12 protein-coding genes are annotated in these 14,020 nt (G+C 51.1%); 9 read left to right on the plus strand and 3 right to left on the minus strand.

Annotated features, from left to right (window positions below):
* Window positions 1-254: 254 nt before the first annotated feature.
* Window positions 255-926 carry a DUF697 domain-containing protein gene (locus tag RIC19_RS06370; RefSeq protein WP_502930824.1) on the plus strand — a complete coding sequence of 224 codons (672 nt, stop codon included), beginning with the start codon at window positions 255-257 and terminating at the stop codon, window positions 924-926.
* A gap of 41 nt (window positions 927-967) precedes the next feature.
* Here RIC19_RS06370 and tsaD read toward each other — a convergent pair whose 3' ends face one another.
* On the minus strand, window positions 968-1,963 hold the full coding sequence (gene tsaD, locus RIC19_RS06375; RefSeq protein WP_350177463.1) for a tRNA (adenosine(37)-N6)-threonylcarbamoyltransferase complex transferase subunit TsaD: 996 nt from the start codon (window positions 1,961-1,963) through the stop codon (window positions 968-970).
* 53 nt (window positions 1,964-2,016) lie between these two features.
* On the opposite strand from tsaD, the gene RIC19_RS06380 reads away from it, so the two are divergent.
* From RIC19_RS06380 to RIC19_RS06410, 7 genes are all read left to right on the plus strand, one after another.
* Window positions 2,017-2,406 carry a bactofilin family protein gene (locus RIC19_RS06380; protein WP_350177464.1) on the plus strand — a complete coding sequence of 130 codons (390 nt, stop codon included), beginning with the start codon at window positions 2,017-2,019 and terminating at the stop codon, window positions 2,404-2,406.
* A gap of 163 nt (window positions 2,407-2,569) precedes the next feature.
* Window positions 2,570-3,157, plus strand: coding sequence for a hypothetical protein (locus RIC19_RS06385; RefSeq protein WP_350177465.1), 588 nt, complete (start codon window positions 2,570-2,572; stop codon window positions 3,155-3,157).
* Window positions 3,145-3,981 carry a DUF3822 family protein gene (locus RIC19_RS06390; protein WP_350177466.1) on the plus strand — a complete coding sequence of 279 codons (837 nt, stop codon included), beginning with the start codon at window positions 3,145-3,147 and terminating at the stop codon, window positions 3,979-3,981. The genes RIC19_RS06385 and RIC19_RS06390 overlap by 13 nt, the downstream gene beginning before the upstream one ends.
* Before the next feature lie 9 nt (window positions 3,982-3,990).
* Complete coding sequence (locus tag RIC19_RS06395) at window positions 3,991-4,548, plus strand: RsmD family RNA methyltransferase (protein ID WP_350177467.1); 558 nt, start codon at window positions 3,991-3,993, stop codon at window positions 4,546-4,548.
* A gap of 76 nt (window positions 4,549-4,624) precedes the next feature.
* On the plus strand, window positions 4,625-5,059 hold the full coding sequence (locus tag RIC19_RS06400; RefSeq protein ID WP_350177468.1) for a hypothetical protein: 435 nt from the start codon (window positions 4,625-4,627) through the stop codon (window positions 5,057-5,059).
* A gap of 85 nt (window positions 5,060-5,144) precedes the next feature.
* The gene (argS, locus tag RIC19_RS06405; protein ID WP_350177469.1) at window positions 5,145-7,091 is read left to right on the plus strand and encodes an arginine--tRNA ligase; all 1,947 of its coding nucleotides are present in this window, start codon (window positions 5,145-5,147) and stop codon (window positions 7,089-7,091) included.
* Between the two features lie 67 nt (window positions 7,092-7,158).
* Window positions 7,159-8,841 carry a glutamine--tRNA ligase/YqeY domain fusion protein gene (locus RIC19_RS06410; protein WP_350177470.1) on the plus strand — a complete coding sequence of 561 codons (1,683 nt, stop codon included), beginning with the start codon at window positions 7,159-7,161 and terminating at the stop codon, window positions 8,839-8,841.
* 114 nt (window positions 8,842-8,955) lie between these two features.
* Here the strand turns inward: RIC19_RS06410 and RIC19_RS06415 are convergent, their stop codons facing one another.
* The gene (locus RIC19_RS06415) at window positions 8,956-9,306 is read right to left on the minus strand and encodes a hypothetical protein (protein ID WP_350177471.1); all 351 of its coding nucleotides are present in this window, start codon (window positions 9,304-9,306) and stop codon (window positions 8,956-8,958) included.
* A 10-nt stretch (window positions 9,307-9,316) separates the two neighbouring features.
* A complete protein-coding gene (locus tag RIC19_RS06420) occupies window positions 9,317-10,696 on the minus strand; it encodes an SLC13 family permease (protein WP_350177472.1) in 1,380 nt (459 codons plus the stop codon).
* A gap of 432 nt (window positions 10,697-11,128) precedes the next feature.
* On the opposite strand from RIC19_RS06420, the gene RIC19_RS06425 reads away from it, so the two are divergent.
* Entirely contained in the window at window positions 11,129-13,999 is a 2,871-nt protein-coding gene (locus RIC19_RS06425; RefSeq protein WP_350177473.1) for a SusC/RagA family TonB-linked outer membrane protein, read from the plus strand.
* Window positions 14,000-14,020: the final 21 nt, after the last annotated feature.

Genomic DNA, 14,020 nt, shown 5'->3' on the forward strand with positions numbered 1-14,020 from the left:
CTACACTTTTTTGCTTATACTTCGTCCCGAAAATCCTCATTTAGCTAAGGCTAAACTCCGGTTTTCGTGCCTCGTCTAACCAAAAAATTGTTAGTTTTCGACTAGAAGACAAAAGTCCCAACACGCTCTAAGAGCGTGTTGCAGAGCTGGCAGAAAAGGTGATTCAGGGGCATACAAAACTTACGTTTATAAACTCTATTATGGAACCAAAAGAATTCTTTGATTACGGCATCAAAAAAGTAAAATCGCAGTTTATGAGCGAATCAACAAGTGAGCGTGGCAAGCACGTCGATACCATTATCCGCAACCATGTCGTCTGGTCGATGGGTTCGGGCCTCATCCCGATACTGATTGCAGACATTTTCGCGATCAGCGCAGTACAGCTGGATATGATCCGGCAGATGAGCAAGGTCTATAATGTAGACTTTTCAGAGACACAGGGCAAAGCCATCGTCACCTCTTTGACGAGCTCTACCCTGGCCCGCATCGGTGCCGGGAGTTTAGCCAAAATGATACCAGTTGTAGGGTCTGTCATCGGGGGAATTACCGTCTCCATATTCGCCGGTGCTTCCACCTATGCCCTGGGGCAGGTCTTCAAGCGGCACTACGAGTCCGGGGGGACGATTCTGGATTTCGACCCTGCCCGCCTAAAGAAGATGTACAAAGAGCAGTTTGAGAAAGGCAAAAAAGTAGCCGAACAGCTGCGCAAAGATAAAGCGGCGCAGAAAGCGGGAGATGAAGCGGTCAAGGATCACCCAATGGACTTTGCCCAGCCTGATGCTGCAAGTGCGGGCACTACAGAAGCACCCAAAAATCAGGAGGATGTCATCGAGCGCCTCAAATCACTGGGCAAGCTGCGGGACGAAGGCATTATTTCGGAAGAAGAATTCCAGTCTATGAAGGCGAAGCTCATTCAGTCCTTTTAGCAGCCTGTCAGGGGTAGGTTGCTGGCGGGTCAGGGATCATATTACAAGCGGGCTGCAGGTTGCACAGACTGATCTGCAAACTGCCCGGCCTGGTACTTAAAGTAGCCGGCTACGGCAATCATTGCCGCGTTGTCGGTGCAATACTCAAATGCGGGGATGTAAGTCTGCCAGCCTTCTTGCTGCCCCATCTGTTGCAGTCCTGCGCGCAGGGCAGAGTTGGCAGAGACCCCTCCGGCGATGGCTATTTCTTTGATGCCGGTGCGCCGGGCGGCTTTTCGCAGCCGCTTCAGTAAGATGCTGACAATACGCTCCTGTACGGACGCGCAGATGTCGTTCAGGTTATTTTGGACAAATGCGGGGTCTTTTTTCACCTCTTCTTTCAGAAAATAAAGGATAGACGTTTTCAGCCCGCTAAAACTGAAATCCAGATCAGCAATTCTCGGCTCCGGGAATTCGTAAATGGGCTGCCCCTGCTGCGCCAGCTGGTCAATAATGGGCCCTGCGGGATATTCCAGCCCCAACAGCTTACCGGTTTTATCGAAAGCCTCGCCTGCGGCATCATCGAGGGTTTTGCCCAGGATCTCCATCCGGTCCGGAGCATCGACTTTTACAATTTGGGTATGCCCGCCGGAAACCGTCAGGCAAAGGAAAGGGAAGCGGGGTTTGGGTGCTTCTGCAAAGTGAGCCAGGACGTGCGCATCCATATGATTGACCTCAATGAGCGGGATATCCAGGCTGAGCGCCAGGGCTTTCGCGAAAGCGACACCAACGATGAGCGAGCCCATGAGCCCCGGCCCACGCGTGAAAGCAACAGCGTCGAGGTCAGTTTTCTGAATGCCGGCCTGCTGAATGGCCAAATCCACAACCGGAATAATATTAATTTGGTGAGCCCGGGATGCAACCTCCGGGACGACTCCTCCGTATAAACGGTGCGCATCCTGATTGGCAACACAATTGCTCAGGATCTTCCCATCTTTAAGCACAGAAGCAGACGTATCATCGCAAGAGGATTCAATAGCCAGTATCGTGGTACTCATATTTATTGTATTCATTGCAAACATAGTTAACATTCCCAAAATCCGTTTAGATTATGGCTGCACCAGCGTTAATTAAGAAAAAACAACGTCCCGAACCCTCTGCCGCAGGAACGGCCCTGCGCAGTACTGATGCCAATTGTGTCGTTGCTCAGGGCACCCACGTTGAAGGAGACTTCAGGTCGGAAGAAAATATCCGGTTGGATGGATCGGTCCGGGGGACCGTCCACTGTAGCAAGCGCCTTGTGGTTGGCGAGAAGGGGATTATTGAAGGTGAAATCAAGGCCGCAACAGCTGTTATTGCGGGCCGCATCACCGGCAACCTCGTCGTAGAAGGTGCACTGCAGTTGACAAGCACGGCGAAAATCGAAGGGGATATCAGTGCCAAGCGAATGTCTGCAGAAGAAGGTGCGGTCTACAATGGTGCCTGCCGTGTAGGCGCATAATCCCTGCAATAATTGGACCACTTAGCAGGCTGAAGGCCAGTCAGATTTAGTGCGGGTAAGTGCGCACCGGTTAGATTCTCCTATCGGGCGTTAAAATTGCTCGCAGGCTAATGCCTGTTTTTCGGGGGAAATTATTTATACTTGCGTCAAAACAAACCGAAAAATGAGAATAGTCATTAACCTGATTCTAGCCGCCATCGTAGTAGGTTTGGTCTGGGTACTAATCAGCAGTATTCAGGAGCCTATCGCTTTTAAAGCCGAAAAAGAAAGGCGGGAAAATGCTGTAGTTGACAAACTGATGAAGATCCGTACGGCTCAGGAAGCCTTCCGGAACATCAAGGGCGGGTTTGCACCTACCTTTGATTCTTTGTCTTATGTCCTGACGAACGACAGCTTTGCCATTATCAAAGTGATTGGTGACCCCGATGATCCGAACTTTACCGGCAAAATCATTTATGACACGACTTATCTCCCTGCTTTTGACTCGATCCGGGCAGTGATGGGAATGTCATTAGATTCTCTGCGCTATGTACCCTTTGGTCGTGGTCAAACCTTTGATATCAAAGCGGATACCATTACCTACCAAAGTACAATGGTACCAGTGGTGGAAGTAGGCGTGCGCCGCAAGGAGTTTATGGGCGCCTTCAAAGATCCACGTTTCGCACGCTATGACAGTGGCTACGACCCCAACAGCGTACTGAAGTTTGGTAATATGAATGCACCAAACCTCTCTGGCAATTGGGAAAGATAATCCAACAGCTCATATCGCCAACTTTTGAACCAAGTCATACGGAAACCTATGAACTGTCCATCCTCGTGGGGATGGACAGTTTTGGTTTTGCGGTACTTAGTGATCAGCAGCGGCTGCTGGCCGTCCGGCAGTATAGCCTGGAAGGGAAAGCGCTAAACGCAGCCACACTGGAGCAGCTCGCGCGTGAGGATGAATACCTGTCTGCCACTTACCGCAATAGCCGGCTGGCCTTCGCGGCCCCTCAGCAGGTCATCATCCCCGAGCGGCTTTACAATGCTGAAGACCAAGGCACTTACCTTCAAAGCAGTGCGCGTATTGATGAAGGGCAGGTGGTACTGACAGACCATATCAAAGCCTTGCAGACGTACCTGGTTTATGCCGTAGAGGAATCATTGCTAGGCAGTGCCCGGCGTTTGTTCTCAGGTTGCCGGGTCTTTCACCTGGGCAGTGCTCTTCTGGAAGGGCAAAGGCGGCTTACCGATAATGCTGACGCTGCTTATTTCCATCTGCTGGATGGCTACCTGTTGGTTAGTGTGCTGCAGAACGGGGGCCTGGCTTTCTTTAATGCCTATCGCTATCGCAGCGCGAAGGATTTTGTTTACTTCGCTATGCTTGTTTTTGAGCAGGCAGGGCTGGCTGCCGAATCTACACCGGTCTACCTGAGCGGGCAACTGGTAGAAGCCTCTGAAATTTATCGCCTGCTTTCCCGTTACCTTCCTGTACTGAAGTTTATGGACACCCGGGCGATCTTCAAGTTTGACGTCGAAGACGACCGGGAAGTCGCTTATCAATACTTTGATTTACTCAGCCTGAGTATGTTATAACCTGCCATCATGCGTATTATAGGAGGAGCCTTTAAGGGACGGCGCTTCAACCCGCCTGCTAAGAACTGGCCTACCCGGCCCACAACTGACTTTGCCAAGGAGGGCTTGTTCAATATCCTTTACAATACGCTGGATTTTGAATCGCTGAAAGTCCTCGACCTCTTTGGGGGGACTGGCAACCACAGCTACGAGTTTATTTCCAGAGGGTGCCGGGACGTCACCTACGTGGATAAATTTCCGGGCTGCGTCAAGTTCGTCAAGCGGACCGCAGCGGAACTGGGCATAACCGATCATCTTCGCATTGTGCATTCCGATGTGTTTAAGTTTATGCCTATGGACGGGCAGCAGTACGACTATATTTTCGCCGGGCCGCCCTATGGCTTACCAGTCATTGACAGTATCCCTGACCTGGTTTTCGAGCATCAGCTGCTGGCGGAAGGCGGGCTTTTTGTCATGGAGCACAACCCGAATCATAGCTACCAAGACCACCCCAACTACGAACAGGAACGCAACTACGGGAAAACGATTTTCAGCTTTTTCGGGCATGAGGGGGACGAAGAGGAATAAGAGCGTGTTGGGTGGAGGACGGAACTAGTGAGACGGGTCAGGTGTTTCATTGCAAGAATGCGAACTACGTTTAGTTATGAAAATATTCTATTTACTACTGCTGCTGTCGCTGCCTGCCCTGACACAGGCACAATACGACTTTACGGGCACCTGGGAAGGAGTGCTTACCCAAAACACAGGTGGTTATGCCCCGGAGTACGAATTCACCCTTTACCTGCAGCAGGAGGGCAATCAGATTACCGGGCGCTCTTACGTCAAATACGGCAATATCTTTGCTGAGATGAAACTCACCGGGCAGTTGGTTGGGGACAAAGCCATCCACTGGGAAGAAAGTGCGATCATCGATAACTGGAAACACGAAAACATGGAATGGTGCTACAAACAAGCCACTCTGTTCATCGTTGCTCAGGGCAAAGAGGACAAGCTGGAAGGCCCCTGGAGTGGCAATACCGGGCAGTCAGATTGCATACCCGGAAAAATCATGCTAAAGCGTACTTCTCCCCGCGCCTGAGCTTCGGGCGGAATTGCCCCGCAGAAAGCTTACGGAACTCCTTAAAAATTGATACTTTTGGCGCTTCGCTGCAATACCCTATCGGATGAATATTATAGAAATGATTCAATCTGGCGTCGCCAAGGCTGTTAAGAGCCTTTACGATGCCGACGTTACTGCTGACTCCGTCACGATTTCACCTACCCGCAAAGAGTTTGAGGGAGATTATACGGTTGTGGTCTTCCCTTATACCAAAATGGCCCGCAAAAAGCCGGAACAGATTGGAGCGGAGCTTGGACAATACCTGAAAGAGCAGGTAGCGCATATTGCTGACTTTAACGTCATCAAAGGCTTCCTGAACCTGGAAGTGAGCGACAGCTTCTGGTCGGCATTCCTGGAAGACATCTACGCCAACGGGGACTTTGGCCGTCAGCCTGCCAATGGCCAAAAGGTGATGGTGGAGTTTTCCTCCCCCAATACCAACAAGCCGTTGCACCTGGGCCACATCCGCAATATTCTGCTGGGCTGGTCGACTTCGCAAATCCTCGACGCTGCTGGCTATGAAGTGGTAAAAGTACAGGTGGTGAACGACCGGGGCATTGCTATCTGCAAAAGCATGCTGGCCTGGCAGCGGTTTGGCGAAGGGGCCACACCTGCCTCCACTGCTCAGAAGAGTGATCACTTCGTTGGGCATTACTACGTGAAGTTTGAACAGGCCTTCAAGGAAGAATATAAAGCCTGGCAAGCCGGGTTGGAGGGGCAGCAGGCTTTCGCCGAATGGAAAGCCGATGAGAAAGCGGTAAAGAAAGCAGAAAAAGCCTTACAGGAAAAGATTCGCAAGGCGAGCGCCAAAGCCGAGCGGGAGGGCAGTGACTTTGATCCCGCAGGCTACACCCTTGAAAAATATTTTTTCGGTACCGTCTATAAAAATACCTACTTCAATCAGCATAGCCCACTTGGTACAGCGGCTAAAGAAATGCTGCTCAAGTGGGAGGCCGGTGACGAGGAAGTCCTTGCGCTCTGGAAAAAGATGAACGGCTGGGTGTACCAAGGTTTTGAAGAAACCTACGACCGCCTCGGTGTGGAATTTGACAAGCTCTACTATGAGTCTGATACTTACCTGTTGGGTAAAGATACGATTCAGCAGGGGCTGAAAAAGGAGGTTTTCTACGAAAAGGAAGACGGGTCGGTCTGGATTGACCTGACGAGTGCGAAGCTCGACCATAAACTGGTATTGCGTAGCGATGGCACTTCCGTGTATATTACGCAGGATATCGGCACGGCACAGGAGCGGCATAAAGATTTTGGCGTAGACAAAATGGTCTATGTGGTCGCTGATGAGCAGGACTATCACTTTCAGGTGCTGTTCGAAACCCTGAAGCGGCTGGGAGAGCCTTATGCCGACGGTTTGCACCACCTTAGTTATGGTATGGTAGACCTGCCTTCCGGCAAAATGAAGAGCCGGGAGGGCACTGTGGTCGATGCCGATGACCTTATGGCAGAGGTGATTGCTGAGGCTCGCCAAAATACGGAAGACCGGGACACCCTGAATGACCTTGATCAGGCTGGCCGGGAAACGATTATCCGGCAGATCGGGTTGGCGGCTTTGAAGTTTTTTATCATCAAAGTGCAGCCCCAAAAACGGATGGTCTTTGACCCTAAAGAGTCAGTGGACATGCAGGGGCAGACGGGCCCGTACGTACAAAATGCCTATGTGCGTATCCAATCGGTACTGCGCAAGGGCGGCGATCAGGACCTGAAAGCGTCAGCGGGTTATACCACCCTGGAGGGCATTGAAAAGGCCATTGCCAATCAATTGTACGCCTTCCCCTCCGTTATTCAGGAAGCTGCGGAGCAGTATGACCCCTCCGGCGTGGCCAACTTTTGCTATGACCTGGCCAAGCAGTACCACCGGTTTTACCATGACTTCAGTATTTTAAATGCAGAATCGGATGCGGCAAAGGCCTTCCGGTTGAAGTTGTCCCAGGCGGTAGCGCACACCCTTAAAACCGGTATGGCACTATTAGGTATTGAGATGCCGGAACGGATGTAGAAGATTCCATCGGCAGAAACCCGGTAGCGACTTCCAATTTCCATTAAGCTTAGAATTCAAAAAAAATATGAGCAACGAAACTAAAGAATCCCTCAACTTCATTGAGCAAATCATTGAAGAAGACATCAATAATGGCAAGCATGGCGGGCGCGTACACACGCGGTTCCCACCGGAGCCCAACGGCTATCTGCACATCGGGCACGCCAAGGCGATCACGGTCAGTTTTGAAATTGCTCAACGCTACGGTGGCAAAACCAACCTGCGCTTTGATGATACCAACCCCACTACCGAGGAAACCGAATACGTGGAAAGTATCAAGCGGGATGTGCACTGGCTCGGCTTTGACTGGGAAGGGGAGGCGTTGTTCACTTCCGACTACTTTCCGCAGCTGTATACATTTGCCGTAGACCTGATCCAAAAGGGGCTGGCTTTTGTTGACGATTCCTCTGCCGAAGAAATTGCCGAGCAAAAAGGGGACATCGGTGTGCCGGGCAAGGAAAGCCCTTACCGCAACCGCAGTGTGGCGGAAAATCTGGAGCTCTTTGAGGGCATGAAAGAAGGGAAGTTCCCGGACGGCTCCAAAGTGCTGCGGGCCAAAATAGATATGGCGCACGATAATCTCCTGCTCCGCGATCCGGTCCTGTACCGCATTAAGCGCGAAGAGCACCACCGTACAGGCAAGGAGTGGAACATCTATCCGATGTATGATTTTGCCCACGGGCAGTCTGATTCCATCGAAGGGATCACGCATAGTCTTTGCTCGCTGGAGTTTTTCCACCACCGCCCCCTCTACAACTGGCTCATTGAAAAGCTGGAAATCTTCCCCAGCCGGCAAATCGAGTTTGCACGGATGAATGTGGCCTACATGATCACGAGTAAGCGCAAGCTCCTGCGCCTGGTCAAGGAAGGCCACGTTAATAGCTGGGATGACCCCCGTATGCCTACCCTGTCCGGGATGCGCCGCCGCGGATACCCGCCTATGGCCATCCGTACATTTTGCAATAAAGCCGGAACAACGAAGCGCGAAAACCTCATTGACCTCAATTTGCTGGAGTTTTGCGTGCGCGATGAGCTCAACAAAACCGCACCCCGCATCATGGCGGTCCTCGACCCGCTCAAAGTGGTCATTACCAACTATCCGGAAGGGCAGGTGGAGCAAATGGAAGTGGAAAACAATCCGGAGGACGAGTCCATGGGCACCCGGGAGATGCCTTTCTCACGCGAAATTTACATTGAGCGCAAAGACTTTATGGAAGACCCGCCCAAGAAGTTCTTCCGCATGGGCCCCGGGCGTAACGTCCGCCTCAAAGGCGCTTATATTTTGCGGTGCGAAGATTTTGTAAAGGATGAGGCAACCGGAGAAATCAAGGAAGTCCATTGTACCTACTATCCCGAAAGCCGCTCCGGGGAGGACACCTCAGGCATCAAAGCCAAGGGCACCTTGCACTGGGTCTCTATCGCTCACGCCCGCAAGGCAGAAGTACGCCTCTACGACCGCCTGTTCACTGACCCATCACCGGACCGGCACGAGGACAAAGATTTCCTGGAGTTCCTCAACCCTAACTCTCTGGAAGTCCTGAAGGAAGCTTATGTGGAGCCCAATGTCGGTGATATGGAAGCCGGGCAGCAATTTCAGTTCCTACGGATGGGGTACTACTGTGTTGATCCGGACAGCACCTCAGATCATTGGGTGTTCAACCGGACCGTGACGCTAAGGGACACCTGGGCAAAACTGCAGAAAAAGGGATAGTTAGTGCTCTGCCAAGCATTAAAAACGGGGTTTTCAGAGATGAACACGCTCTAGACACGCCGCATTATTTCGGACTTGAGCCACTAGTCGACGAGTTGAAGCCCCGGAGGACGACTAATAATCTTCTCCGGGGTTTTCTTTTGGCGGGTTAGGGGCTTCTTTTTGCTCCAGGAGCCGGAGGATTTCTTTAAACTCATCGGCATCCTGTTCTTTGCGGTCCTCAAAAACGCGGGCCATATTCCTGCCGCTCATAAACTCTCCACTGCGGTGGATACCCCGAAGGAAGGAATCATAGCCTTTACCGTGGTGGTAGTAGCCGAGGGGGGCGATGACGTAGCTGGCCACAAATTCCCCGCAGGATTGGCACTGCACAAAAACCTTATCTGACTCGCCAATTTTGCGCACCAGGATATTCCTCATATCCGTAGACTCACAAAACTGACAGTGCTGAGCGTGAAGTTCCATAGGTTAGGATTTAAAAGAATAGGGGAATATAGAAAATACTTGCTATCGAAGTAGCGATCAGGGACAATAAAGTTAGAATAAGGCCGGCAATTAGCATATCTCTGGCTTGCAACAGCCCGGAACCAAAGGCAATGGCGTTGGGCGGCGTACTAACAGGCAGTGCCATTGAAGTAGAGCACATGATGGCAATAGCAACGGAAAACAGCAACTCGTTGCCGGGCAGGGAGATGGCAACCGGAATGAGCAGGTTGGCCGTCGCGGTATTGCTCATTACGGTAGTCATCACTGCGGCCATCAGGAGCAGAATGCCAAATACAAAATAGAACCCCTGATCCATAGGGATCGCATGGGCAATCGTATCGGTCAGCCCACTTTTATCGAGCACCACACCAAGGCATAAGCCGCCGCCCAGCATGAAGAGGATGTCCCAGGAAATATTCCGGAAATCTGCGGTGTTCAGCAGGCCAATGCCGAAGCTGAAGATAATGCAAAGCAGGCCTACAAAGCCGGTGCTCAGCCCGGTCATGCCGCCGGTCAGCCAGCCCAGAATGGTCAGGACGAAGATGACCATCACTATTTTCTGGCGTACCGTAAAGTTGTCTGTTGAAATGGGGTCGTCCTCAATGGTGATCTGGATTTCGCCGGGCGGGTAGAGCCGCAGCAGCAATTGCCACAGGGCAGCTAGCAGGAGCAGTAACAAAGGGACGCTGATGACCATCCACATTGCGAAGGAAATCTCAATACCCGCACGGTTCAGGTACTCCATCGCAATCGCATTGGGCGGTGTGCCAATAGGCGTACCCAGTCCGCCGATATTACAGGCAAAGGGGATGGCCAGCGCAATAGCCTTTGAAAAGGTGGAGCCAGCCGGGATTTGCAGGATGAGCGGGCCGACAATAGCGAACATCATCGCTGCAGTGGCCGTGTTGCTCATCCACATAGAGAGCATGGCTGAGATGGCGATCAGGCCCAACAGTACACGTTCTGGCGCGCTACCGGTCTTTCTGATCATCCAGTTGGCAATGCGGCGGGCAAGTCCGAATTTGTTGAGCAGAGCCGAAAGCACAAAGCCCCCCATAAAGAGGAGGGTGATGTCCCCAAAGAAAGCTTTGAGGAAGTCGTCCTTTTGTGCCGTTTTGCCCAACCCTTCCAAGACCGGGAGCAGCCAGAGGACGCTCAGGGCCAGCACCCCCATACTTGTGATGTACAACGGCACCGTTTCTGTAATCCAGAAAAGGGCAGTGAGCAGTAGGATCGTAAGAGCCACGGATTCGCCCGCGCCCAGCCCCAGTCCGGACCGGTAAAAGCCGAAGATGTGGCCAAGCAGGAAGGCTAATGCGAGGCTTAATGAGAGCCAGTGCGGCCGGAGTTTTTGGAGAATCAGTTCCATCTCTATAGAATTAAGTGCCAATATTAGGTTTTACTTTCCGGATGCCAAAGTTTGAGCGGATTGATATTTATCACTTTGAAAATGAGACTTTTCGGTATTGTTTGCCTCTGACCGGCATCTGCCAATTTTTGACGGGGCGATTGCCGATTACACTGAAAAAAAGGGCAGGAAAATGCAAGAGTGATAAAATTTACTATATTTACCATCCGGTAAAACGCAGGGAATCACATAAAAAAACACCCCGGTTCTAACCCTGCAAAAGCATTAGACACAAGAATATTAGCGATCAACTAAGGCTGTACACTGCACAGTTTTTCAAACTGAGCAGGTTTTATAATCGTTCACAGCAGCGCTGTGAGCGGTCGGATTTATGCCAAAGCGGCATGAGCCGCTGTGGCTTTACATTCATTAGTTCATTAAACTTAAATTAGTATGAATTACACTACAAAGTTCAGCATGCTGCTGGCTTTGCTGTTCACTACCGTAACAGCGATGGCCCAGTTCAATGTGACTGGCAACGTAACTGATGGCAGTGGAGAGCCCCTGATTGGGGTATCCATCATTGTCAAAGGTTCAACAACCGGTACCGTTTCAGACTTCAACGGTGACTTTAACCTCAACGTAAAAGGGGAGCAGGCAACACTTCTGTTTTCGTACACTGGTTTTTCTTCTCAAAACGTAGAGGTGTCGCCAAGTAACAAACGACTTTCTGTGGTCCTGGAAGAGGACATTGCTGACCTTGAAGAAGTCGTTGTGACCGGTTTGGCCTCAGGCGTGAAGCGTTCTAACCTGGCCAACAACGTCGCCACTATTTCCAGTCAGGAATTGACGGAAGTCACCACACAGCAAACGATAGACGGTGCCCTTTACGGCAAAATGACCGGCGTAAACATTATTTCCAGCTCCGGTGCGCCGGGTGGTGGTATTGCGATGCGCCTTCGGGGTATTTCTTCCCTCACCGGCAACAACCAGCCACTGTTTATTATCGATGGGGTATACATCAGCAATGCAGAGATTCCCAGTGGATTGCGTTTTGCCTCGGGTGCCAACTCCGGCTCTGAGGAGAATGCTTCCAACCGTCTGGCTGACCTAAACCCTGAGGATATTGAAAGTATTGAGGTACTGAAAGGTGCCTCCGCAGCCGCTATTTATGGTACGCGTGCGAATGCCGGTGTAGTCATCATCACGACGAAGCAGGGGCAAGCGGGTAAGACTAAGGTCCGCTTTGAGCAGGATCTGGGCGTCAATACCATTCAGCGCTTTGTGGGCCGTCGTCAGTACACCGCAGCTGAGGTAGAAGAGGCTTTCGGAGCAAATGAGCGGGCTGCATTTGAGCGCGCACAGGCCAATGGTGAAGTCTTTGACTACGAGCAGGAGCTTTATGGCAATGATGGCTTTATCACTGATTCCCGCCTGTCTATTTCCGGTGGTAGTGATAAAACGACCTTCTACTTCAATACCAGCTACCGCAGTGAGGAAGGGATCATCGAGAACACTGGCTTCGACCGGTTATCCATGCGCCTGAATGTGGACCACCGCATTTCCGACAAGATCCGTATCGGCATCAACTCAAACTACATCAACTCTTTTGCCAGCCGGAGCTTTACCGGTAACGAAAACGAAGGAGGTCTGAGTTATGGCTATAACCTGGCTTTTACGCGGGATTGGGTGAACCTGTTCCCTAATGAAGAGGGCATTTATCCTGTGAATCCTAATGCTGCGGGCAACCCTATTTTTGTACGCGACAATACCTGGAACGAAGAGCGTAATAACCGCTTCATTTCGGGTGCCAATATGGAAGTGAACCTTTACCAAACGGACCGTACCGTCTTCAAGCTGACGGGTAATGTGGGTGTTGACTTTCTGCTGAACGAAACCTCCGTTTATGTGCCGGAGACCCATCAGGCACAAGATGGTGGGGACAATGGATTTATCGGAGAGGGTCGCAATGGTTTGCTGAACTACAACTACCAGGCTTTTGCTGTGCTGGACCATTACACCGAAAGCAATATCAACTTCAATACCCAGATCGGTATGACCTACCTGAATTTTGATCGTGATCTGGTATTTAATCGGGTGACCCAGTTGATTCCCGGGCAGACAAACGTAGCTAACTCAGGTTCTCAACAAGTTCTTCAACGTATAGAAACAGAGGAGGACTTTGGCATTGTTGCCCAGGAGCAAGTCAACTGGGATGATAAGATCATCGGTACCGTAGGTATCCGCTTTGACAAGTCGAGCCTGAATGGTGACCCCAATCAGTTTTTTGCCTTCCCAAGGGCATCGCTGGCGGTCAACGTAGCGAACTTTGACTTTTGGAGCGTCAACAGCATGAATCAGTTTAAGTTGCGCGTTGCTTACGGTGAAACAGGTAGTAGCGCGACCTTTGGCTCTCTGTTTACAACTTTGCCCGCAACCAATATAGGTGGACAGGTAGGCATTCGTTCCGGAGCCAGTAGAGGTAATCCTGACTTAGAGCCTGAGACTTCTCAGGAGTTAGAGTTCGGTGTTGATTTCGGAATCTTAAATAATGCATTGAATTTGGGGGTGACCTACTACATTCGTGACGTAGAGAATCTGCTGTATGACTTTGACATCCCGTCCTCTACAGGATTTGCCAGCGAAAGCCGCAGTGATTTTGACCTTCGGAATCAGGGGCTGGAAGTCCAATTAGCATTTACGCCAGTGAACACCGAAAAGGTCAAGTGGAATTCTACAGTCAACTACTGGTACAACCGTTCTGAGGTTACCCGCCTGGGTGTGCCTGCATTTGTGCCCGATGGTACAGCCTTTGGACTGGGACTGGGTACCTTCTTCGTTGAGGAAGGAGAACCTATCACGCAGCTGAAAGGGAGTGGAGCAGAAGGTCCTCAGACCATTGGAGATGTAGAGCCTGATTTCCAGCTGGGTTGGTTCAACCAGATTAAGATTGGCAAGAACGTCGACTTTACCTTCCTGACGCATTGGAAGGAAGGTGGTGATGTGCTCAACCTGTCGCGCCTGCTGACCAACCTTGGCGGCACCACACCAGAGGAATACAATGATCTGGTAGGTTTTGTTGAAGATGCCTCTTACTTCCGTTTACGTGAAGTCGGATTGTACTACACTTTGCCTAAGTTCAGCAATACCATCAGCCGTTTGCGCTTTGGTGTCTCCGGCCGTAACCTGATTACCCTAACCGACTACAGCAGCTACGATCCTGAAGTCTCCACCAAAGGAACCACTGGTCTGTCCACAGGTATAGAGGTAACGCCTTTCCCAAGCACGCGTCAGGCTTATTTCCACATTACTGCTGAATTTTAATATGCTGACGCCAACCTATTG

The organism is Phaeodactylibacter sp. (genome assembly GCF_040219495.1).
Taxonomy (GTDB): domain Bacteria; phylum Bacteroidota; class Bacteroidia; order Chitinophagales; family Saprospiraceae; genus Phaeodactylibacter.